The sequence below is a fragment of the Streptomyces sp. NPDC043680 genome, from assembly GCF_056436685.1.
On record NZ_JBWKCE010000009.1, the window covers coordinates 1 to 21026 of the forward strand.

The following is a 21026-nucleotide window of genomic DNA, read 5'->3' on the forward strand; positions in this document are numbered from 1 at the left end:
CGATCTCCCGCGGAGCGGGTACCTGAGCGCTGCGCGCTCAGGACTGAACGGCCTCGCTGCGCTCGGCCGGGGCCCTTCGGGCCCGGCTCTCCGCTTCGCTCCGAGCCATGGCCGGCCCTTCGGGCCGGAGTCCTGCGCTTCGCTCCGGACTGGCTCTGGTTCCGCTGCGCTCCACCAGAGTGGGCCTGCTGTGCAGGCCCCAGGGCTCCCGCGCTCCGCGGCGGGAGGTGACACCGTCTCACGGGGTCCGGGCCTCCGGCCGGTTGGGCGGGTCCGCTCCGCTCCCCCGCCCTGGGTCTTCCGGCTCCGCCTTCAGACCACGGCCCGCTCCGCGGACCGAGCTGGCAGCAGTAAAGAGGCCATCCGTCGGGCCCTGTGCTCCTCTAGCCCAGGCGGGCCAGCAAGTGGGCATCGAGGAAGCCCCGTTCGGAGGCCGGATCGTGGAGCAGCCGGGCGAAGGGGACGAGCCCGGCTTCGGCCAGCAGGTCGGCGAAGCGGTCCGCCGGCCAGCTGTAGGCGGGGGTCACCTTGTGGTCGAAGCGGATCGGCTCCGGCTCTTCGGTCGCGAAGAAGGAGACCAGGAGCAGGCCTCCGGGCGCCAGGACGCGTACTTGCTCGGCGAGGAGTGTGGGCAGTTCACCGGGCGGAGTGTGGATCATCGAGTAGTGGGCCAGCACGCCGCCGAGCGCGCCGTCCTCGACCGGCAGGGCCTCCATCCGCGCCTCGTCGAACCACAACGCCGGATGGGCCCGCCGGGCATGGTCGACCATGCCCGGGGAAAGATCGAGCCCGAAGACGTCCAGGCCCAGATCGTGCAGCATGCCCGTCAGATGTCCAGGCCCGCATCCGACATCGGCCACCCGCAGGTTCCCCGTCTCACGCACCAGCTCGGCGAAGGTGCCGATCATGTTCCGCGCGAACGGCTGCGTCTCCAACCGATTAGCGAACATCGACGCATACAGCTCGACGACCCCGTCATAGGCCGTCCTCGTCTGCTCCTGGTGGTCCGTCACGGGGAGGAAGCTAACACCGTCCACGGTCAGAGCCGTTCTCCGGCCCCATGCCGACTACACCGGTGAGGGGCGCAGCCCATCTGATTCAATCTGGATCAGAGCTAAATTCTGGAAAGATCATCCCGTACCAGATCCACTGACCGGACAGCACGTGTCTCGGATCAGCGAAACTGCGCACTGCTCAATCAACCTGCGCAGTCCAACTCCTGCCCACGGTTTGCGGTGGCGGTGCTGGCGCTCATGCTCCTCCGCCGAGCACGCGCTGTCTCCCCAGATGCAGCAGATTCAGAAGGAGCCTTCGGGCTGGTCTGAGAGTTTTTCACCGCATCGTATGGCTCGGTGTATCTGCGCATTGCTCAGATTGGTCGACCCGTTTCCACTGAGGGGGAAGGGGGCTTGCCTGTGGTCTTGCCTCAGAATCGACGGAGGGGGCAGGGTGCATCCGCGTCATGTGAACGTTCGGTTCGTGGGGCCCGACGGGGTGGTGGTCCAGCTGCCATGGCGGACCACGACCGGGGAGCTACGGCCCATGGACTACCCGGTCGTACGTGGTTTCCCGGTACGGCGCGGACGGCGGTTGGCTCCGGGATGGTGGTGGTCCGCGACCACCAGCCGTCTGGTCGGATACGGGAGCGCGGCGATGCGGGACGCGGTCATGCTGCTGGACCGCGATCCGCAGGTGGTGGGCATCGCGTGCCGGCCAGTGGAGTTCGTGTGGGAGGAACGGGGACGGGTTGTCACCCACACCCCTGACCTGGCCGTGGCCCTGGCCGACGGCGCGATGCACCTCGTGGACTGCCCCGGGCGCGGTGGACCGTCCGGGCGGCTCGCAGGCCGGGCGCGGGTAGTTGAGGCGTGTGCTCGGGAGGCCGGCTGGGAGCACCGGTCCGCGGTTACCGCGGATCCGGTGGTCACGGCCAACGCACGGTGGCTGTCGGGCTACCGGCATCCCCGGTGCTCGGTCGGGATCTCCGCTGCCCGGCTGCAGCGGGCGTTCCCCGAGCCCACCGCGTTGGGCAGGGGCGCGCTCCGGCTCGGGGACCCAATCGCGACGCTGCCAGCCGTCTACCACCAGCTGTGGCACGGCCTGCTGACCATGGACTGGGACCGTCCCCTGAACGAGGAAACCCTCCCGTGTTGTGCTCAGGCCTGTCCATGATCGAATCCCAGCACAACCGGGACCGCGGCGCGCGCCGATGACCGGCAGACTGGACCAAACGAAACCACCCCGGGCAGGCCTTGGGACTCCGAGAAACGACGCCCGGCCGCCCCCACCGGGTACCCACACCTTCGACAGGCTCTTGTCGGGCATCGGGGCCGTTAAGGGAGCCTCTCCGGCACTGCGTCGACGGCCACCTCAGCGGGATGCCTTGCGGCGCAGGCGCAGCAATGCCCAAGTTCCGACGCCAGCCGCGGCGAAGGCGGCAGCGGCCCCGAGGAACCCGTGGCCTGGAGATGCCGCTTCGCCGGCCTGGGGGCTGGGCACGGGATCGTGGCAGTCGGCGAGGGGTGAGGTGACTCGGTAGCGGGCCCACTCCTTGGCGGTTTTGCCCTTCTCGTTCCAGTGCACGACGTAGACGCCGGGTTGGGCGTCGCACCGGATCCGGACCGTGGCGCTCACATGCTTGTCTCCGTGCATCACCACCGGCCGCGTGAACCCCGGGGACGACAGCTCGACCATGCCGTCGTTGCCTATCTCCAGCCCGTCCTCGGCATGGAGTTCCCCGCTGGCCGGCACGGAGCGCACGTCCCAGGGCGACGCCGGCCATTCTATGCCTGCGGGGTAGCGCTCTTCCATGGACTCCGGCGGCCGCGCAGCCACCTGCCGCGCGCACTCCGCCCGATCCGCCGCATCGGCCGGCGCCACCCGGATCCGGCCCCACAACCGGTCGATCTTGGAGGCGTTCTCGTCGCCGAGAGGCGAGCCGAACCGCACCTCATAGGAACCCGGCTCGGTGGTACAGGAAACTGTCGCCACCGCCTTGAGGAGGAGATCGTCCATCCGGAAGGTGCCATCGGCGGCGAAGGCCGGCGAGGTCACCCGGACGTCGCTGAACGCGTCCCCGGACCTCATAGCCTCGGTCGTCACGATGACCCGCTCCCCCAGCCGGACGGACAACTCCGCACTGCTGGGCAGCGGCCGGGGCGGGTCCTCGGCCGATGCCGCTAACGCGCTACCCGCTCCTGTCGCCAACAGCAACGCCAGCACTCCGACGGCACCGATCCTCGTGGTTTCTATCCACATTTGAACCCTTTTCCTTTCTTGACGATCTCCAAGCCCCTGCATACCCTGCCTACTCGTCGAACTGACGCGTTATTACGGCTTTTTGCGCTGCGTCAATCATCCCGCTCAGGTAGCAGTCCCTTGTCCGCGACCGGGTCCGGACGCTGATGCGGGAGGACGAAAGCGCCACCAAGGCGGTCGAGGGATGATCCGCCGCCCCGACGTCGCGCAGCCGGTGATGTCCAGCCCGTCGAACCAGCGCATCCTGGACCGGGCGCACCACGAGCAGCGCCAGCAGGCTGCCGCTGCCAGGTTCGCCGCCGCGCACGAGCGGCACGAGGCCGGCTTACCGCCGCCGGTTTTCTTCGCCGCCTGCGCCTGCTTGATCGCCTCGCGCTGCGCCTTGCCGGGCCGCTTCTTCTTCGGCTGCTGCCCGCTCGCCGCCTTCGCGGCCTTCTGTGCCGGGTCTGTCCCACGGCCGGATCGTGGAACCGGCGGGCGGCGACGGCCGCCGCCGGGCTCTGCTCTCGGCGGCGCACCGATGCGCACCCCGCGCGCACCGGTGCAATGGGTTGCACACGATGCAGCCCGCGCGCGGTCAGGGCGTCTCGCCGCTCCCCCGGGGAAAGCCCAGACACATGGCTATCGCAGGGCAATCGGCAGACCGACTGCCACCATGGCCCGACTGCATCCAGCCCGGGCCGCAACAAGGTCGCCCCCTCGCGTCGGCTCCCGACTGCGCGTCGGCGGCCGCCGCGGCGTGGAGGGCCGCCGTGCGCAGTTCGCGGCGGGCGGTATCAGCGTCGCCCGGCAGCCGGGGCGCCCACTCCGCGAGGGCGTCCCGGACCTGCTCGCACAGCCTGCCGATACCCGTGTACGGGCCGACAGGCGCCCTACCGGCGCTCATCTCTCCATGCTCTCCCCCACCACCGACAGCCCCGTCGGGGACAGGCATGGCCGGCTTCGCCGCTGCGCCTGGCCGGGCGCAGCGCGGCCGGGGACATCCCGCGCCCCGAGCCAGCCGGGCTCGGGGCGGGGCGGTGATGGCCGGGTGGTCAGCCGGACTCGTTGCCCGCGGCCGGCTGAAGGTTTGCCCGCAGGGCGTCGCGGGCGGTGAACAGGACGCAGTTCAGATCATGGGCCGGGAGGGCCAGGATCGCCTCGCACTCCTGCGCCCAGGTGGGCACCGGCCCCGTGCGCAGCAGTTCCAGCGGGCGGCCGTCGTCCGGGGCGGCAATCCACGCGAGGATCGTCTCCACGCCCGAGCCGTCGACCGCGGCGGCCATGAGATAGCCGGAGAGCAGGACTTGGGCGTGGGCGGCCCAGTAGTCGTTGTGTGGTGGCTGCGCGGGGTGCTCCAGCAGCCCGGTGGCCGCGGCCAGGGCCTCATCAGGCCCTGGCTGTGTGAGGGGCTAGGTTGGTGATCGTGGAGACCCGGGGGCGGATGTATCGGTATGTGGGTCCGGCCGAGCTGAAGGAGCTCGTCCGGGCGGGTGGCGAGGGCCGGAGGATACGCTCGGCGGTGGACTTCGGCGTGTGGGCCTCCGAGCTGACCCCGGATGAGCTGGCCGAGCCGTTCACGTTCGTCGTCGACGCCGACGGGGTGCTGCGACTTGCTCCGCGCCGCAGCGAGCACGTGGTGTGCGCCGGTGGCGAAGAGGTGCTGAGCGCCGGCGAGATGAGCTTCCATGAGGAGTCCGGGCGGTGGGAGGTCGAGAAGGTCAGCAACCAGTCGACCGGATACTGCCCGGACGTCATCTCATGGCCGGCCGTGGCCGAGGCCCTGGACCGGATCGGGGTCCAGCGCCCGTCCGGCTTCACCCATGAGGTGGTCTTCCGCCGCTGCCGCTCCTGCCAGGAGCTGAACATCGTGCGGGAGGAGGGCTTCGTCTGCGTCTTCTGCGGCGAGGACCTGCCTCGGGAGTGGAATGTTGCCGAGCCGGATCGCTAGGTGGTCGGAGGCTTGTCGACGGGATTCTTGGGGCGCTTGTTCGGCCGGTAGCTGGCGCCGTTCATGATCACGTGGTGGCTGCGTTGATCAGCCGGTCCAGCAGCGACTCGGCGACGACGGGGTTGGGGAAGAGCGGATACCAGTCGCTGGGAGCCCGGTCACTGGTGATGATCAGCGAGCGACCCCGCCGCTCGGAGACCAGTTCGTAGAGGTCGTCGGCCTGGGCCGCGCTCAGCTGCCGCATGGCGAAGTCGTCCAGGATCAGGACGTCGGGTCGAATCAGCTCGCGCATGCGCTTGTCCCAGGTGCGGTCTGCGTGGCCGCCGGCGAGCTCGGCCAGGACCCGGCTGGTCTTCGTGAAACGGACGTTCGCGCCCTGGCGGACGGCGAGGTGGCCGAGGGGCCTGAGCGACGTGCGTTTTGCCCACCCCGACCAGCCCGAAGCCCCGCCACGGCAAGCCCGTCATCAGCACGAACGGACCTCGGAGACTGACCGGGACCACCGCGAGCGCGGGCCCTGCTTGCAGGCCCGCCCGAGGGAAACGACGACCACAAGGGCCCCCACCAGGTCAGAGGTCACCGCCGCCGTCACTCTCCTCCGCCGAGGCCCTTCTCGAGGATGGTGCTGGGGTCAAGCTCTTCCTGCTCCGCCGGAGGGGTGTACCCCCAGGTCACCGGGGCCTCCGGCTCCTCGTAAGGATTCGGCGGAGCCTTGTCCGGAATTTCCAGCGGCTTGTCGGGCTCCGCCGGAGGGGTGTACCCCCAGGTCACCACCGGGGGGTCCGCCGGGACGTCCGCCACGGTCGTCGGGGCCGCCATCGCCGTCGTGGCGGGGAGGACGACGCCTCCCGTGACCGCTCCGGCCGCCACCGCGATCATCGCGACCCTCAGGCGCACAGAGTTCTTCCCGATCTTGCGAGCCATGGATTTCTCCTGCTGGTAGTGAAGGGCGCCCATCTGACGCCCTTGGCCTCGGTTCCAGTAGGCCGGAGCCACCCCCACGGAGTCATGCACCGAGATTTCGGGACTTGACACCGCCAGGGACAGCCGAGACTGGCGACGAGCGCTCCTGCGCCGCTCTGGCCGGAGCAGGCCGCCGCCCGGCGTCCTCCCCGACGGCCGGGAAGGCGTCGGGGCGGCCCGACCGCGCCACGCTAGCGGCGCGAACCGGGTCACCAGCGGGCGCGCAACACTCCGTCGCTGTCCGGCAGGACGGCGCAGAGCACCGGGTGGTGTTCGTCTTGGTACAGGGGCAGGGCGCAGGCCGCTTGAGCATCGGCCACTTGGATGGCGAGCTGCTGGTAGTCGGTGTCGTCGACGATCGTGTGGCTGATCGTCCCGTCCTGCGACTCCCAGACGAACTCCACGGAGCCCTCCTTGGGCAGCGCGGCGAGTACCGCCCCGATGTCGGGGTTCAGGTCGGGCCAGACGGTCAGCAGGGCGCGCGGGCCGAGGCCAGCGCGCACTGTGTCCAGGTTCTCCGGCGTGAGGCGGTGCCAGCGTGCGGCGTTGCGGACGTAGGTTTCCTCGAGGAGCAATGTCTGCCTTGAGGCAAGCGCGGTGCGCACGCGCGTCCAGAAGTCCTCGCCGGCTGGCTCCGTCACTTCCGCCTCGTCGAACTCAGCCGCGTAGGGCGAGGCCGTCAGCGGTTCCGGAAAGAGGCCGAGTTCCCGCGTACGGGCCACGGCTTCCTCACAGGGCCGGTTGCTGGCCACGTACACGTACTGATCAAACCCGACGTGCACTGTGAACTCGTCCCCGACCTCCAGCCGACACCAGGCGCCCTGGTCACGGAGCATGACCCGGACCAGTTCCAGGGCAACCGGAAGGGAGACCGCGGCCCCGTCGTGGTAGCCGGTCAGGGCGGGCGGGAAGAGCCCGCCGAGGCCATGCCCCTCAACCGGCGGCTCCGTACCGAAGTGGACGAAGCCGGTCACCGCAGGTTCGCGGATCTCCAGCCGGTCGATTTCCGAGGCCTCGGCGAAGGCGGCGATGGCCGCCAGGTACGCCGCTTCGACAGGCCCGTGGTCGCTGACCGTGTCCTCGGCGCCGATGTAGTAGCCGCGCTCGTCACGGTCGGCGGGGTCGTACTTGGTGATGCGGTGAACGTAGGACGGCGGCACGCTGCTCCCTGGGCGGTCAGAAGGAGTGCCAGCGTAGTCCCGGTCTCAAAGAGCTTGATCAAAGTGATCAAGAAGGTGCCCTGCGGGCCATCTATCGCACTCAGAGGCCAAGTAACACGCTCAAGGGCCAGCTATCGCGCTCAGTCACAACACGGCGCGTGGAATGCCCGCGCCGCGCTCGCCACAGAATTCGAACATGAGATCCAATAAGAGTGATGCCGTCCGCATGCCCAGGAGACCGCCATGGCCACCCCCGAGACGCCCGCCAGACCCCAGCCCGTCACCTGGGCTCCCAGCCAGACCGGACCTTGCTCGCGCTGCCACACCCTCACATGCCGTTACGGGGTCCGCGCCTCGCCCTTGTGCGCGTCGTGCAAGGCCGCGCGGCAGGCGCAGTACGGGGGCTGAGTGTGTCCGTCCTGCCGCCCGACCTGCCCCGGCTGCGGACTCTGGTCACCTACTTGCGCGGTGAACTCAGCCGCACGGAACAGGCCCTTGCCGCCGCGGAGGAGCGCGAGGCCGCCACCACCCCGCAGCAGCCGCCGCCCGAGCCACCGGCGTGGCTGGTCGAGCGCGGGATAGGCGCGGGCCGGCTCCCGGTCCGCCTCCACACCGGTCACTGCTGGGACACCGGCAACCGCTGCGCCCCCGCCGACCCGGAGCAGATACGGCGGCTGCTCGCCGAAGGCGTGCCCGCATGTGTCCACTGCCGGGCCGACACCACCCTCGGAGTGCTGGAGTGACCGGGCGAGGCCAAGGTGGAGGGATGAGCCGTGCTCCGCGCGTCATCGTTTATCCGCCGGACGTCCAAGGCGGGCGCCGCATCCGCTGCGACGGCGAGATCCTCGGCCGCGCCCTGAGCTCCGGCGACCTTCTGGAATTGCTGCGCCGGGCCGGCCTGGACCCCGACGACGTCCATCTGGACGATGCGCTGCTGATCGAGTGGCGCGGCGGCGGGCCGGCCGCGTGGGCCCCGGATACCGGCCGGGAGTGAGAGTGGGCAGCGCTGGCCGCCACCCGGCGGGGGTCAGCGCTGTGGCAGGTGCGCGAAGCAGCAGGTCAGGCGGCCGGTGAGACTGTCGTCGCGGCGCTGGTGGGCGCGTCCGGCCCGTCTGTCACACGCCTGTGACAGGCGGCGGACACTCTCGCGAAGTCAGTGGGTCAGGCTTTTAACAAGAGACAAAAGGGGCATTTACCCCTACTGCTTCCGAGGGTGCGAGCAGTGATGACCCAGCCGATCCGGCGGAGGAAATCCCATGAGCCTCACCCTCACCGAGCCGCACACCCAGGCCCCCGCAGCCTCCCTGGCCCCCCGCGAGGAGGAAGCCCTGCGCCACATCGCCGCCGGCCGCACCTACCTGCAGACCGCCCGCCACATGGGACTCTCCAAGCACACCGTCGACGCCTACCTCCGCCGCATCCGCGCCAAGCTCAACGCCCACACCACCGCCGACCTCACCCGCATCGCCATCACCATGGGAATCTGACACCCGCCATCCGACGACGCCCCGCTTCACCGCGCCCACCTACGAAAGCGCATGCCAGACGACCCCGAAGCCGGAGTCCCGAACGGGCCGACGCCGGGATCAGAAACTGCCGTAACGGATGAAGAGACTGCGCTGCACCTGCACCTGCACCTGCACGTGCGGGGGCTTCGAACCACGGCGCGCTCTGGCCTGGTCCCGGCAGAAACGGGAGCGGACCTGGCCGCCCGCGACTTCCCCGGACGACCCACCCAGCACACCAGCAACTTCCAAAACAGGCCCTAGCCGGACACCCTCTGGGAGCGCTCAGCGCCTCAACGACTGCACCACGACCGCCGCCGACAGAAGCAGTCCGGCACCGGCCATCACCTTGGCGGAGGTCGGGCGTTCGCGCGGGTCCGCCCCGGTGGCCAGCAGGAGCTGCAGCGCCGAGGGGAAGAACAGGAACATTCCGGCCATGGCGCCGATGAACGACCACAGCACCAGCAGCGCCGCGATGGTGCCCGCGACGTAGACGAAGCCGGACGGCCGGGCGTACAGGAACAATGGCACGGAGACCACCGCGGCGGTCGCGAAGGCGAGCGCCGGGATGCCGGAACCCGCGAACCACACGATCAGCACCGGTAGGGGGGTGACCACGGCGCACAGCACGAGGCCGAACTGCCATGGATGAATACTTGCTCGCGCAGCGGCCTGCATGACCAACCCCCTGACCCGATGACTTGAACGCGTTCAAGCTATCGGATCCGGGGGCGTGCTACGTCAGCGGGTGCACCGGCCAGCTGGACAGCCGCCAACGAAAACTCAGCGGGGCCCACTCAGCCGCTCAGCTCACCCCGCGTGACTGAGCGCCGCAGATGGCCGAGTATCGCCAACTACGGCGCCCACTGTCTGCGGTGGTAGCTACTCTGGGTAGACCTGCGCCGCCTGCATGCCCTTCTGCCCACGCTCAGCGACGAACGAGACCCGCTGACCTTCCTTGAGGGACTTGAAGCCATCGCCCTCAATGGCCTTGAAGTGCACGAAGAGGTCGTCACCTCCCGCGTCCGGCGTGATGAAGCCGAACCCCTTCTCGTCGTTGAACCACTTCACGATGCCGGTCTGCCGGTCGGACATGTTCACCCCAAGAATTGTGCGGCGGCCCCAGTGCCACCAAGTGGATCATGGCATGCGGCCACCATGGCCGTATATGGGACGTGCTGCCCAAAGATGAGCGCCGTCACGCACTGCCAGCCGAAGGGCCTGCTGCGAGCGGGCAGGCCGGTCAAGACATCCGCAGCCGCCAGATAGCGCGCGCCGCCAACTACGGCGCTCATCCGCCACCTGTGGCGCTAAGACGTCGTCTCATTTGGCGAGTCGGCGGTAGCAGATGAGGCTGCAGGCGATGGCGGTGAAGGCCAGGAAGTGTTCGGCCTTGCGTTCGTAGCGGCGGTGCAAACGGCGGCAGCCGCCCAGCCAGGACATCGTGCGCTCGATCGTCCAGCGATGCCGGCCCAGCCGGGTGGAAGACTCGATGCCCTTGCGGGCGATGCGGTGGCGGATACCTCGCTTGCCCAGCCATCGGCGCAGGTGATCGTAGTCGTAGCCTTTGTCTGCGTGCAGCTTGGCGGGCCGTCGTCTGCGCTGGCCGCGGCGGGAGCGGATCGGCGGGATGCCGCGCACGAGCGGCTCGAGTGCCTGGCTGTCGTGCAGGTTCGCGCCGGAGATCCCGATCGAGAGGGGTAAACCGGTCCGCTCGGTGATCAAGTGGATCTTCGAGCCTTTCTTGCCCCGGTCTACAGGATTCGGACCTGTCAGGTCCCCCCTTTCAGGGCCCGCATGTTCACCGAGTCGATCGCGCAACGCGACCAGTCCAGCTCTCCGCGCGAGCCCAGCTCGTCGAGGATGACGCGGTGCAGCTTCGCCCAGACCCGGGCGTCGGTCCACTCGGTGAAGCGGCGGTGCGCGGTTGGCCCCGACGGGCCGAAGACCGGCGGCAACTGCCGCCAGGTGCAACCCGTCGTGGCAACGAAGATGATCGCGGCCAGCACCTCACGATCCCCGTACCGGCGCCGGCCGCCACCCTGCGGCCGTGATGGAGCAGGTGGGACCACTCGCTGAAACAGGTCCCACAGTTCGTCCGGCACCATGCGCTCGACCATCACCACACGGTGCAGACTACCCAGCACTCCAAATGAGACAACGTCTAAGTCACATCACCCCGCCCAGGTCCCCCATTTCCAGTAGCCGGAGGGCGACTCGGCAGCCAAAAAGGTCACCAGGGGCCATCTGCGGGCCCGTCAGATGATCGCAGGTCGATCCATACCGGGCGTGCCGAGTTCGTCGACTGGAGGGCCCATTCTTGGCGTCGCTTTTCAGCGATTGCGCGCGAATTGCCGGGTTGAACCCTTCGGTGGTGTCCCGTGTCAACGAACCTTGAACGTGTGCCATCGAACATTGAGCATTTTCAGCTTGGCCACTGATCGGGTGATGGGACGGTGGCCGTGGAACGGGCGGAGCCCCAGGGCTGTTGAGCAAGGTGTCTAAGCTCAACTCTTCAGCCTTGGGGCTCCGTTGGTTCCCTATCGTGCCGTACTCGATGTCCCGCATGCACTCGTGGAGTGGGTCACGATGCTGATCGTCACCCGGGAGGGTGACCGGCGGTGCAAGCTTCCACCCTCGAGCCGGGCGATGGCTGCCCTGGTGTACTTACGGAAGAACGACACCCTGGCCCAGATCGCGGCCGGGTTCGGTATCAGCGTGGGCACCGCCCACGCATACGTCCACACCGTCGTGGCACTCCTGGCCGCCCGGGCACCGGGCCTGACCGCAGCGCTGAAAGCCGCGGACGCCAAATACGTCCTGCTCGACGGCACACTCGTCGAATGCGACCGGGTCGGTGACGGTCGCGCCGACTACTCCGGCAAACACCGCCGTCACGGGGTGAACGTGCAGGTCATCACCGCTCCCGACGGGACGCTGGTGTGGATCTCACCCGCTCTGGCGGGCCGTGCCCACGATCTGACCGCGGCCCGCCGGCATCGGATCATCGCCACCTGTATCCGCCTGGGCATCCCGATTCTGGCGGACAAGGCCTACCACGGAGCCGGCGACGGAGTCGCCGTCCCGAGCCGGCGCCGGCCCGGCAAGGACCTCACCACCAAACAGAAGTCCGTCAACCGAGCCCACTCACGCCTCAGCCGGCCGAGCAGCACCGGCCGGTCGAAGGCGTGGCCCACCTCGCGGCGCAGTACGTCGGCGGGCAGCTCCGCCAGCGGGACCCCGTCCAGCAGCACCTGGCCGGCGTCGGGGTCGGCCAGCCGACCGGCCACGGCGGCGAGCACCGTCTTGCCCGCACCGGAACGGCCCACCACGGCCACGCTGCTCCCGCCCGGGATCCGCAGGTCGACCCCGCGCAGCACCACCGATCCCCCGCGCACCACGCGGACCGCGCGCAGCTCCAGCGTTCCGGGGCCGCCCGGGGGCAGCTCCGCCCGGCCGTGCTCCCGTACGGGCAGCGTGAGGAGGGCGGCGGTCCGCCCGGCGGCGGCCCGGCCGCGTACCACCGCGGCGAGGGCGCCGGTCACCGCGCCGATCCCGGCGGCGAGGCCGGCGTAGCGGACGGCTGCGAGCAGCTCGCCGACGCCGAGGGCTCCGGCCGACAGCCGCAGGCCGGCCACGGCGAGCACGGCGTACAGGAGCAGCGGCATGAGGGCGGCGGACCGGGCCGACGTACTGCCGTAGACCCGCCACATGCGCCGGCCCTCGGCGTCCAGTTCGGGCAACCGGTCGAGGATCCGAGCCCGTTCGCGGGCGGCGGTCCCGGCGGCGGCGATGGTCCGGGCCCCGGCGAGGGCCTCGACGAGACGGCCGGCCGTCGCGAGCTGTGCCTGCTGGTAGCGGGCGACGCTGGTGGAGGAGTCGCGCGTGAACGCCCGCAACAACAGGACCAGCAGCGGCAGTCCCGCGAGGAAGACGAGGGCCGTCCACGTGTCGATGAGGAACAGCGCGAGGAGTCCGCCGAGCGGCGGAAGGACGGCGGCGGCAGCGGAGGCGAGGGCGGCCGGGACCTTCCCCGCCTCGGTGGCATGGGCGGTCAGCCGGGCGGCGAGCTCGCCCGGTGCGTAGCGGGCGGCGTGGTGCGGCGCCGTGCCCAGCAGACGGGCCAGGCCGAGCCTGCGCCACCAGGCGGCGGAGCGGCCGTCGACCGCGCCGGTCAGCCGTGCGGCGGCCGCGTCGAGCAGGACCTCGGCCGCGATGACCGCGGTGCACAGCAGGGTCCACCGGGGGCCGGCCGGGTCGCGGCGCAGCAGCAGGTCGAGGGTGTGGCCGAGGACGGCCGGTTCGGCGAGGGCCGCCCCGGCGGCGGTGACGGCACAGCCGAGGACGGCTGCGGTGCGCCCTGCGCTGTGCCGGGTGGCGGCGGCGAGGGCACGGTCGGCGGAGCGTGCGGCCGACGGTGTCTCGGCGGCTCCCGGGGCCGGCAGGTCGGGCGGGGTCATCCGCGGATGCCTCCAGAACAGGGGTGCGGGCCCGGGCGGCGAACCGCCCGGGCCCGAGCGACCTGGGTCAGTTACAGGTCGTGACGCTCAGGCTGCTGTCGCCGCAGAGCAGCAGACTGGCCCGGCTGCCACCGCCGGTCATCGCGGCCTCGGTGATCTCTTCCTTGGGGGTCTCCATCGACTGCAGGTCAAGAAGCGTCATGTCAGATTCCTCTTCTTCTCGTGAGTGTTCCGATGGGTCACGGTCCCGAACGGGACCGGCTTGGGGGCCGCCGCGGAACGCCGCAGCGGCGGGAGGAACGGCAGCTGTGCGCGCCCGCCGGGCGCTGCGCTGCCGAGGGCGAGGAGGGCGCCGGCCGTGCCGGTGGCGAGGTCCATCGAGAGCCGCATCATCTGCTCGCCGGGGAAGGCCAGGTGCCCCTGGTACGGGACCCCGTGCCGGGCCAAGGCCTCGATCTGGCGGGCGATGTCGCCCTGCCGGGTGCCTGGGCCGGGGGTGGTGGTCCGCCCGAGGTGGAGGATCATGCCGGCGGCGCCGCGGAACAGGCCGGGCTGGGCGTAGAAGGTGGCCTGCGCCGCCTTGACGATCTGGCGGCGGGCCTCCTCGAAGCGCTCCTCCGCGCCGTGCTCCAGCCAGTCGTCGAGCACCATGCCGATGCCGACGCTGCCTGCGCCGAGGTACGGCATCGTGCGCCAGCCCTCGTTCACCTGGAGGGTGCCGTAGGCGCTGGTGACGCAGCGGTCCAGGTCGCGGTGCAGGGCGAGGCCGGCCTTGGCCAGCAGATCCCGGTCGCCGGTGCGCTCGTAGAGGCGCAGGAGCAGCAGGGCCGGCCCGCTGTTGCCGTGGAGCAGTCCCGCGCGGGCGGGCCGCTGCTGGGCACCGGTGGCCAGCTCTGCGCAGCGCAGGGCCGCGGCGTGCAGTGCGGGCTCGCCGCTCGCCGTCCCGAGGGCGTCGAGGGCCAGTCCGATCCCGGCGAGGCCGCTGTGCAGGTCGGTTCCGAGGCCCTCCCAGGGCTCGTGCAGGATGCGGTCGGCGAGCGAGAGGGCGCGGTCCGGGTGGCCGAGCCGGTTCAGCGTCCAGGCGATGCCGGCCAGCCCGTCGTAGAAGCCGAGCGGGGTGCCGGAGGCCGGTTGCGCGGTCCGGTCCAGGAGCCATTGCTCGGCTTCGGGCCAGGGTTCGGCGCCGGTCTCGGCGAGGGCGTGGAGGACGCCGGCTGCGCCGTAGCCGAAGTTGGTGCCGCCGCCGGGTGTCGCGAACTGGGCGATGTCCCCCGGGAAGAGCCGGTCCTCGCGCTCCGGGGTGGCCGAGGCGCGCAGGGCCGCGGTCATCGAGGTGCGGGCCGCGTCCCAGTCGCGCGGTTCGACGGGCAGGTACGGTCCGGTCGGCGCAGGCAGGCGCCCGCCGGGCGTGTCCGGGACGCCGGACAGGATCTCCTCGACGGCCTCGTCGAGGAAGGCGCGGGGTACCGGGAACTGCTCGGCCGCGAGGGCGGCCAGGTGCACGGCCTTGGCCCGGTCCAGGGCGAGGAGGCTGGTCAGCGGGAGGAACAGGGCGAGCCGCAGGCAGGCGAGGGCGTAGCGGTCGACGGCGAAGCCGCGCCGTTCGGCCGGGGCGACGAAGGCGGGATTGGCGACGGTCTGCCGCAGCCCTTCGTCGACGTGGGCGGCGGCCTCGAAGTCCAGGAGGGCGACGGAGGGTTCGCCGTTCTCATCCTCCGCCACCATGATGTTGAAGAGGTGGAGGTCGTTGAAGACGATGCCGCGGGCGTGCACGGCTTCGACGGCTTCGGTCACCCGCCGGTGGATGGTGAGGGCCCAGTCGGTGTACGCGGCGAGCTGCGCGGGCTCGGGGTCGGCCTCGATCAGCGGGTGCCGGTGGGCGAAGTAGGTGTTGAGCGGTTTGCCTTCGAGGTACTGCAGGACCAGGAAGTGGTGGTCGCCGACGGTGAAGGTGCCGCGGACCGCCGGTACGCAGTCCAGGCCCGCGAGCTGCTCCAGCGCGCTCTGCTCGCGGCGCAGCCGGGTCACGGCGTCGGCTCCGTCGGCGGCGAGGCCCGCGTACGGGCGGGCCTCCTTGAGCACCACGGCCTCGCCGGTGCGGGTGTCCTCGCCGGCGTAGACGCCGCCCCCGTTGGAGAAGTGCAGGGCGCGTTCGATCGTGTAGGGCACGCCGGTGAGGGTGACGGCGGAGCGGGCGTCGAGGTGGGGCTTGAGGAAGGCGGGCGGTTCGAGCCAGTCGGGCAGTTGGAAGGCGGGGCCGCGCCGGTCCGGGACGAGCCGCCCGTCGGGTGCCTCGACGGCCGGTACGAGTTCCCCGTGCTCGTCGTAGCAGTGCCGCAGGGTGAAGCTGCCGTAGCGCAGGTGGACCGGGCCGGCGCTCCAGCGCAGATCGCTGAGGATGTACGGGCCGGGCGAGCCGGCCAGCAGGGCGTCGAGGTCCTCGGCGATCTCGCGGCACTGCTCCTCGTCGGCCGGGTAGACGGTGATGAACTTCCCGCTCGCCGCACGGTCGGCGTACTTGGCGTTGCGCAGGTGCAGCAGGTACCGGCTGGGTACGAACTTGAACGCGATGCGGCGGGCGGTGCAGTAGGCGTGGACCTCGGCGAGGAGGGATTCGGCGTTGTCGAGCGTGGCCGAGACGTGGATCTTCCAGCCCTGGGAGGGCAGTCGGATCCCTTCGGGGCGCAGGGCGAGCCAGTCCCCGCTGCGGTGCGAGCGCCACCCCGGCGGTACGGGGGCGAGCGCGGCCGGGTAGCTCTCCTCGGCCCGCCGGTACGGCGCGTCGTAGAACCAGCGGTCGGCGTCGCAGAACGCGGCGTACCCCTTGTTCACTCCTGCTCCTTCGGTCGGCGGCAGGACCGAAGGTGTCACGGAGGAAGGGGGCGGCGACAGTAACGGCTGTCACCGCCTGGGTGTGCAGTACGCACGAGTTCAGGCGGGGGCGACCTCCGACCGGGCGCCGCCGCAGTCGGGGTGTCCCCAGCGGGCGCCGACCTTGGCGATCATCTCGCCGGCCGCGTAGGACCGGCCGCAGGGGCAGGTGCCGGGGAACTTGGCCTTGATGGAGGCGCGAGCGCGGGTGGACGCCGGCTTCTTGGCCGCGGTACCGGTCGTGCGGCGCGGAGCCGAGGTGGCACGGGCGGGCGCCGGAACCGGCATGGTGGCAGTGCCGAGGGCGGTTCCGGCGGGCTGCTGGGTGGCGGCGGCGTCGCTGGCGGCCTGGTCGGCGATGGCGTTGAGGTGGTCGCCGTCCTCGCGGTGCGCGGGAACGTAGCGGAACTCCACGTCCCGCTCGGTCAGGAGCGCGTCGATCTGCTCGACGAGCTCCCGGTTGGCCACCGGCTTGCCCGCGGCGGTCTTCCACCCGTTGCGCTTCCAGGCGGGCAGCCACTGGGTGACGGCCTTCATGGCGTACTGGGAGTCCATCCGGACCTCGACGGCCGTCCCCGGCGCGAGGGCCTCCAGCAGCCGCTGCAGTGCGGTGAGCTCTCCCACGTTGTTGGTGGCACGGCCGAGCGGTCCGGCCTCCCAGCGTTCCGGACGCCCCTGCTCGTCGGCGATGACCCAGGCCCAGCCGGCCGGGCCCGGATTTCCCTTCGCCGCCCCGTCGCAGGCGGCAATGATGCGATCAGACATCCCCCGATCATGCACCAGAGCCGCCCTGCTATGAATTCGGGTGTCCCGGCGTGCCGGCCGCCTCAGGCGGCACCGGTGCGGACACGGGAGAGGACGGCCTCCGTGTCGACTCCGGTGGGCAGGGTTCCGTAGGCGCCGCCGTGCTCGCCGCCGAGGCGGGAGGCGCAGAAGGCGTCCGCGACCGCGGCGGGGGCGTGGCGGGTCAGCAGGGCGGCCTGGAGGACCAGGGCCATGGTCTCGGTGAGCTGCCGGGCCCGGTACTCCGCCTCGGCCGGATCGGCCAGCTGCTTGTGGAGGGCGGCCACCGCCGCGTCCAGATGCCGGTCGGCGCCGGCCGCCAGGCCCACCTCCGCGAAGAAGGCCTCGACCGTCTCCGGCTGGCGCGCCATCGCCCGCAGCGAGTCGAGGGCGGCGACGTTGCCGGAGCCTTCCCAGATGGACGACAGCGGGGCCTCGCGGTAGAGGCGCGGCATGCCGGAATCCTCGATGTACCCGTTGCCGCCCAGGCATTCCAGCGCCTCCGCCGCATGACCCGGCGCCCGCTTGCAGACCCAGTACTTGGTCACGGCCAGCCCCAGCCGACGCAGCAGTGCCTCGTCGGAACCGCCCTGCGCCACCCGGTCGGTGGCGCCCGCGAGGCGCAGGGCGACGGCGGTCGCAGCCTCCGACTCCAGTGCCAGGTCGGCCAGGACGTTGCGCATCAGCGGATGGTCGATCAGCGCCTTGCCGAAGGCACGCCGGTGAGTGGCGTGGTGGACGGCGCGGATGACGCCGAGCCGCATGCCGGAGGCGCCGCCCAGGACGCAGTCGAGGCGGGTCATGTTGACCATCTCGATGATGGTGGCGACCCCGCGCCCCTCTTCCCCCACCAGCCAGCCGAAGGCCTCGTCGTACTCGATCTCGGCGGAGGCGTTGGAGCGGTTGCCCAGCTTGTCCTTGAGGCGCTGGAGCAGCAGCCGGTTGCGGGTGCCGTCCGGCAGTACCCGCGGCAGCAGGAAGCAGGACAGGCCCCCGGGGGCCTGCGCCAGCGTCAGGAAGACGTCCGACATGGGGGCGGAGGTGAACCACTTGTGCCCGGTCAGCCGGTAGGTTCCGTCCCCGGCGGGGACCGCGGTCGTGGTGTTGGCGCGTACGTCGGAGCCGCCCTGCTTCTCGGTCATCGACATGCCCGCGATCAGGCCGCCCTTGGTGTCGGGCCGGCGCAGTCCGAAGTCGTACGTGCGGGACGCCAGGAGCGGTTCCAGCCACTGCGCCAGCGCGGGGGTCGCGCGCAGGGCGGGCACCGCCGCGTACGTCATGGACACGGGGCAGGAGTGGCCCGCCTCGACCTGTCCCCAGACGAGGAACTTGGCGGCCCGCGCCACGTGCGCGCCCGGCTGCGCCTCCGCCCAGGGTGCGGCGTGCAGGCCGTGGGTGACGGCGGTCCGCATGAGCTCGTGCCAGTACGGGTGGAACTCCACCTCGTCGATGCGGTGGCCGTAGCGGTCGTGGGTGCGCAGCACCGGCGGGTTCTCGTTGACGAGGCGCCCCCACTCCGCGGCCTGCTCCGAGCCGGCGAGGACGCCCAGCCGGTGGATCTCGGGTACGGCCCATTCCGCACCCTCGCGGGAGACCGCCTCCAGCAGGGCGGGGTCGGCCGCCGCGTCGTAACCGTGGTGCGGGGGCACCTGGTTGGTGACCTCATGCGTCTGCGGCATCGTGTCCTCCCAGGGCACGCAGGGTGAAGGTGATCAGGGCGGGGATGACCTCGCCGGGGGCGGCGTCGCCGTCGGCGAGCGGCCCGACGAGTGCTTCGGCGATGGCGCCGACCAGCGCGGCCGCGGTCAGCTCGGGCGACTGCGCGGGGAGTTCACCGGTGGCCACGCCCGCGGCGATCTGCCGGGCGTACACGTCGCGGAACGCACGGCGGAAGACGAGCCGTTCGGTGTCGACCGCCGGGTCGGCCGGCTCGGCCAGCAGGGCGAAGGCGCGTCGCGGGGCCTGCAAGGCGCGGGCGGCGAAGGTCTCGACGGCGGCGGCCACCCGCTCGGCCGCCGTTCCGGGCCGGTCCGCGGCGGCGGCGACCGCCTGCACCTCGCGGGCCACCAGGGTCCGGAAGAGGGCGGCGGCCAGCTCGGACTTGCCGGAGAACGACTGGTAGACGCTGCCGGTGGAGATCTTCGCCTCGGCCGCGATGGCGGCGACCGAGCAGCCGGCGTACCCCTCACGGGAGAGCAGGCGGACGGCGGCTTCGAGCACGCGGTCGCGCCGGGCGTCGAGGCGGGCCTGTACGGCAGGCGGTCGTCGATAGGGCATGTGAAGGATTGAAGCACCGATTCACTGCTTCACGCCAGACCTCCGGCGGAGGCGGTCCGGTAGGGGCGGACGCCATGGCCCGGCGGGGCGACTGTGGCTGCGGCCGCCATGGGCACGGGCCCGCCCCGGTCGTAGTCTCCCGGCAACCGTCCCCGGAGGTGCCATGAAACCCTCGACCGCTACCGCACCCGGCCGCCGCGTACGCCGCCTCGCGACCGCGCTCCTGCTGGTGGGCGCTGCCCTCCTGGGTCCGGGGAGCGCGGCTTCGGCTGCCACCCCGCAGGCCCCGACTCCCGTCCCGCGTACGCTCCGGCCCTACCACCTCGACGGCGTCTACAGCGCCGGGATCTCCTCCGGCGGCTACATGGCCACGCAGCTGCACGTCGCCTACTCGGGGACGTTCGACGGCTCCGCCACCTTCGCCTCGGGCCCGTACGACTGTGCGCAGAACACGCTCGGCACCGCCCTGAACGCATGCATGGACACCGTGCAGGACCTCCGGCTCGACCAGCTGGAACAGACCACGCGCGCCTGGTCGGCGCAGGGCCTCGTCGACCCCGTGGACCAGCTCTCCGGCGACCCGGTCTACGTCTTCAGCGGATCGGGCGACCAGACCGTCAAACGGCCGGTCGCGGACGCACTCGCCGCGTTCTACGGCCGCTTCGGCGCCCGGGTCCGCTACGACAGGAGCACGGCGGCGGGGCACGCCTGGATCAGCCCACTCGGCTCCAACTCCTGCGCCGTCACCCAGCACCCCTGGATCAACGACTGCGGCATCGACGCCGAGGGCGACCTGCTCGGCCATCTGCTGGGTTCCGTCACCGCCCCGAGCAGCACCCCCCGCGCCGTGCTGACCTCCTTCGACCAGAACCCGTACGTACCCGGGGGCGCGGCCGCGTCGGTGTCCATGGGCGAACGGGGCTTCCTCTACGTGCCGTCGGCCTGCGCCGACGCGGCCGGAACGGGTGGCGGTGCCTGCCGGCTGCTCGTGGCCCTGCACGGCTGCAAGCAGGGGTATGCGTACCAGGGCTTCGGCACCCGCTTCGTCGAACAGGCCCACCTCAACGAGTACGCGGACACCAACCGGCTGATCGTCCTCTACCCGCAGGCGCAGGCGAGCTCCACGGCCGGCAATCCCAACGGCTGCTGGAACTGGTGGGGTTACCAGGGCGACTCCGCGTACGCCCGGCACGGCGGACGGCAGATCGAGTCGATCATGGCGATGGTGCGGGCCCTCGGTGGCGACGGAGCACCTCCGTCCGGGCAGGGCCGGGTGCAGCTGCCGAGCCGGGATGCGGAGGACGGCTACGTCAAGGCCGCGGCCGACGGCTCGGGCGCGGCGCTCGGCACCCTGGAGGACCTCTACGGTCTTGCGCTGGGGCGCGGCAGCGACGGCCGGTACAACCGGGCGGTGCTCTCCTTCGACACCTCGCTGATCCCCGCGGGGAAGGAGATCACCCGGGCCTATGTGACGCTGACGCGCACCGGCGGGTCGGCGGATCCGTGGGCCGGCGGCAACCGGCTGCTGGTGGACGCCAGGACGGGATGCTTCGGAGACTGCTCCCCGGAGCCGGCGGACTGGTCCGCGCCCACGACTGCGGCGGGGGCCGCCGAGATCCCGCCCTTCTCCGCGGGCAGCGCCGCGTCGACCGATCTGTCGGCCGCGGGCCTGGCCGCACTCGACCGCACGGGCACGACGCAGGTGCGCCTGCGCTTCGCCGTCCCCCAGACCTCGACGGCGTACCTCTTCGTCGCCGAGGGGGCCCGGGCCACCCTGACCGTCGAATACCGCACCTGACACCGCGCCCACGGCACCGGC

Annotated in this window: 20 protein-coding genes and 3 pseudogenes; 7 read left to right on the forward strand and 16 right to left on the reverse strand. The window is 71.4% G+C overall.

Annotation, left to right across the window (positions count from 1 at the left end; all coding sequences use genetic code 11):
* Positions 1-383 precede the first annotated feature (383 nt).
* On the reverse strand, positions 384-1013 hold the full coding sequence (locus tag AC0666_RS19430; RefSeq protein WP_478708000.1) for a class I SAM-dependent methyltransferase: 630 nt from the start codon (positions 1011-1013) through the stop codon (positions 384-386).
* 529 nt (positions 1014-1542) lie between these two features.
* Here AC0666_RS19430 and AC0666_RS19435 point away from each other — a divergent pair.
* Positions 1543-2172 carry a TnsA-like heteromeric transposase endonuclease subunit gene (locus tag AC0666_RS19435; RefSeq protein WP_478708001.1) on the forward strand — a complete coding sequence of 210 codons (630 nt, stop codon included), beginning with the start codon at positions 1543-1545 and terminating at the stop codon, positions 2170-2172.
* Positions 2173-2370: 198 nt separating this feature from the next.
* Here the strand turns inward: AC0666_RS19435 and AC0666_RS19440 are convergent, their stop codons facing one another.
* The 3 genes from AC0666_RS19440 to AC0666_RS19450 all read right to left on the reverse strand — a co-directional run bounded on the left by AC0666_RS19440 (position 2371) and on the right by AC0666_RS19450 (position 4523).
* Entirely contained in the window at positions 2371-3222 is an 852-nt protein-coding gene (locus tag AC0666_RS19440) for a hypothetical protein (protein ID WP_478708002.1), read from the reverse strand.
* Positions 3223-3307: 85 nt separating this feature from the next.
* A complete protein-coding gene (locus AC0666_RS19445; RefSeq protein ID WP_478708003.1) occupies positions 3308-3574 on the reverse strand; it encodes a hypothetical protein in 267 nt (88 codons plus the stop codon).
* Positions 3575-4292: 718 nt separating this feature from the next.
* Positions 4293-4523: a hypothetical protein gene (locus tag AC0666_RS19450; protein ID WP_478708004.1), complete on the reverse strand. Its 231-nt coding sequence runs from the start codon at positions 4521-4523 to the stop codon at positions 4293-4295.
* Positions 4524-4681: 158 nt separating this feature from the next.
* Here AC0666_RS19450 and AC0666_RS19455 point away from each other — a divergent pair, with 158 nt between their 5' ends.
* Positions 4682-5188, forward strand: a complete 507-nt coding sequence (locus AC0666_RS19455; RefSeq protein WP_478708005.1) for a hypothetical protein — start codon at positions 4682-4684, stop codon at positions 5186-5188.
* Here the strand turns inward: AC0666_RS19455 and AC0666_RS19460 are convergent.
* The 3 genes and pseudogenes from AC0666_RS19460 to AC0666_RS19470 form a co-directional block, all read right to left on the reverse strand.
* Positions 5185-5631 (reverse strand): annotated as a pseudogene (locus AC0666_RS19460) (ATP-binding protein); the annotation flags it as partial. The gene AC0666_RS19455 and the pseudogene AC0666_RS19460 sit on opposite strands and share 4 nt — an antisense overlap.
* A 145-nt stretch (positions 5632-5776) precedes the next feature.
* Positions 5777-6112: a hypothetical protein gene (locus tag AC0666_RS19465; RefSeq protein WP_478708006.1), complete on the reverse strand. Its 336-nt coding sequence runs from the start codon at positions 6110-6112 to the stop codon at positions 5777-5779.
* Between the two features lie 248 nt (positions 6113-6360).
* The gene (locus AC0666_RS19470) at positions 6361-7311 is read right to left on the reverse strand and encodes an RNA-binding protein (RefSeq protein WP_478708007.1); all 951 of its coding nucleotides are present in this window, start codon (positions 7309-7311) and stop codon (positions 6361-6363) included.
* 410 nt (positions 7312-7721) lie between these two features.
* On the opposite strand from AC0666_RS19470, the gene AC0666_RS19475 reads away from it, so the two are divergent.
* From AC0666_RS19475 to AC0666_RS19485, 3 genes are all read left to right on the forward strand, one after another.
* Complete coding sequence (locus AC0666_RS19475) at positions 7722-8054, forward strand: DUF6233 domain-containing protein (protein WP_478708008.1); 333 nt, start codon at positions 7722-7724, stop codon at positions 8052-8054.
* Between the two features lie 23 nt (positions 8055-8077).
* Positions 8078-8305: a hypothetical protein gene (locus AC0666_RS19480; RefSeq protein ID WP_468973828.1), complete on the forward strand. Its 228-nt coding sequence runs from the start codon at positions 8078-8080 to the stop codon at positions 8303-8305.
* 262 nt (positions 8306-8567) lie between these two features.
* The gene (locus AC0666_RS19485; RefSeq protein WP_478708009.1) at positions 8568-8798 is read left to right on the forward strand and encodes a response regulator transcription factor; all 231 of its coding nucleotides are present in this window, start codon (positions 8568-8570) and stop codon (positions 8796-8798) included.
* Between the two features lie 303 nt (positions 8799-9101).
* On the opposite strand, the gene AC0666_RS19490 is transcribed toward AC0666_RS19485, so the two are convergent.
* From AC0666_RS19490 to AC0666_RS19500, 3 genes are all read right to left on the reverse strand, one after another.
* Complete coding sequence (locus tag AC0666_RS19490; protein ID WP_478708010.1) at positions 9102-9494, reverse strand: hypothetical protein; 393 nt, start codon at positions 9492-9494, stop codon at positions 9102-9104.
* A gap of 204 nt (positions 9495-9698) precedes the next feature.
* On the reverse strand, positions 9699-9911 hold the full coding sequence (locus AC0666_RS19495; RefSeq protein WP_467259388.1) for a cold-shock protein: 213 nt from the start codon (positions 9909-9911) through the stop codon (positions 9699-9701).
* Between the two features lie 228 nt (positions 9912-10139).
* Positions 10140-10936, reverse strand: a protein-coding gene (locus tag AC0666_RS19500; RefSeq protein WP_478708094.1) for an IS5 family transposase whose coding sequence is annotated in 2 segments (ribosomal slippage) — positions 10140-10598 and positions 10601-10936 — 795 coding nt in all. Because the reading frame shifts where the segments join, the coding sequence is not laid out codon by codon here.
* A 412-nt stretch (positions 10937-11348) separates the two neighbouring features.
* On the opposite strand from AC0666_RS19500, the pseudogene AC0666_RS19505 reads away from it, so the two are divergent.
* A pseudogene (locus AC0666_RS19505) lies at positions 11349-12026 on the forward strand (transposase); the annotation flags it as partial.
* 5 nt (positions 12027-12031) lie between these two features.
* Here AC0666_RS19505 and AC0666_RS19510 read toward each other — a convergent pair.
* From AC0666_RS19510 to AC0666_RS19535, 6 genes and pseudogenes are all read right to left on the reverse strand, one after another.
* A pseudogene (locus AC0666_RS19510) lies at positions 12032-13276 on the reverse strand (ABC transporter transmembrane domain-containing protein); the annotation flags it as partial.
* A gap of 67 nt (positions 13277-13343) precedes the next feature.
* Entirely contained in the window at positions 13344-13478 is a 135-nt protein-coding gene (locus AC0666_RS19515; protein WP_267799330.1) for a SapB/AmfS family lanthipeptide, read from the reverse strand.
* Entirely contained in the window at positions 13475-16108 is a 2634-nt protein-coding gene (gene lanKC / locus AC0666_RS19520) for a class III lanthionine synthetase LanKC (RefSeq protein ID WP_478708011.1), read from the reverse strand. Before lanKC ends, AC0666_RS19515 begins: the two co-directional genes overlap by 4 nt.
* Positions 16109-16207: 99 nt before the next feature.
* Positions 16208-16912: a ribonuclease H family protein gene (locus tag AC0666_RS19525; protein WP_468964934.1), complete on the reverse strand. Its 705-nt coding sequence runs from the start codon at positions 16910-16912 to the stop codon at positions 16208-16210.
* A 62-nt stretch (positions 16913-16974) separates the two neighbouring features.
* A complete protein-coding gene (locus AC0666_RS19530; RefSeq protein ID WP_478708012.1) occupies positions 16975-18609 on the reverse strand; it encodes an isovaleryl-CoA dehydrogenase in 1635 nt (544 codons plus the stop codon).
* Positions 18593-19207: a TetR/AcrR family transcriptional regulator gene (locus AC0666_RS19535; protein WP_361726284.1), complete on the reverse strand. Its 615-nt coding sequence runs from the start codon at positions 19205-19207 to the stop codon at positions 18593-18595. Before AC0666_RS19535 ends, AC0666_RS19530 begins: the two co-directional genes overlap by 17 nt.
* Positions 19208-19370: 163 nt before the next feature.
* Here AC0666_RS19535 and AC0666_RS19540 point away from each other — a divergent pair, with 163 nt between their 5' ends.
* Positions 19371-21005 carry an extracellular catalytic domain type 2 short-chain-length polyhydroxyalkanoate depolymerase gene (locus AC0666_RS19540; RefSeq protein WP_478708013.1) on the forward strand — a complete coding sequence of 545 codons (1635 nt, stop codon included), beginning with the start codon at positions 19371-19373 and terminating at the stop codon, positions 21003-21005.
* Positions 21006-21026 lie beyond the last annotated feature (21 nt).

Bases quoted from the DNA above. Each gene is read 5' to 3' on its own strand.
- AC0666_RS19435 (WP_478708001.1), top strand. From the start codon at position 1,543: ATGGACTACCCGGTCGTACGTGGTTTCCCGGTACGGCGCGGACGGCGG.
- AC0666_RS19450 (WP_478708004.1), bottom strand. From the start codon at position 4,523: ATGGCCGCCGCGGTCGACGGCTCGGGCGTGGAGACGATCCTCGCGTGG.
- AC0666_RS19455 (WP_478708005.1), top strand. From the start codon at position 4,682: ATGTATCGGTATGTGGGTCCGGCCGAGCTGAAGGAGCTCGTCCGGGCG.
- AC0666_RS19465 (WP_478708006.1), bottom strand. From the start codon at position 6,112: ATGGCTCGCAAGATCGGGAAGAACTCTGTGCGCCTGAGGGTCGCGATG.
- AC0666_RS19480 (WP_468973828.1), top strand. From the start codon at position 8,078: ATGAGCCGTGCTCCGCGCGTCATCGTTTATCCGCCGGACGTCCAAGGC.
- AC0666_RS19485 (WP_478708009.1), top strand. From the start codon at position 8,568: ATGAGCCTCACCCTCACCGAGCCGCACACCCAGGCCCCCGCAGCCTCC.
- AC0666_RS19490 (WP_478708010.1), bottom strand. From the start codon at position 9,494: ATGCAGGCCGCTGCGCGAGCAAGTATTCATCCATGGCAGTTCGGCCTC.
- AC0666_RS19495 (WP_467259388.1), bottom strand. From the start codon at position 9,911: ATGTCCGACCGGCAGACCGGCATCGTGAAGTGGTTCAACGACGAGAAG.
- AC0666_RS19515 (WP_267799330.1), bottom strand. From the start codon at position 13,478: ATGACGCTTCTTGACCTGCAGTCGATGGAGACCCCCAAGGAAGAGATC.
- AC0666_RS19525 (WP_468964934.1), bottom strand. From the start codon at position 16,912: ATGTCTGATCGCATCATTGCCGCCTGCGACGGGGCGGCGAAGGGAAAT.
- AC0666_RS19530 (WP_478708012.1), bottom strand. From the start codon at position 18,609: ATGCCGCAGACGCATGAGGTCACCAACCAGGTGCCCCCGCACCACGGT.
- AC0666_RS19535 (WP_361726284.1), bottom strand. From the start codon at position 19,207: ATGCCCTATCGACGACCGCCTGCCGTACAGGCCCGCCTCGACGCCCGG.
- AC0666_RS19540 (WP_478708013.1), top strand. From the start codon at position 19,371: ATGAAACCCTCGACCGCTACCGCACCCGGCCGCCGCGTACGCCGCCTC.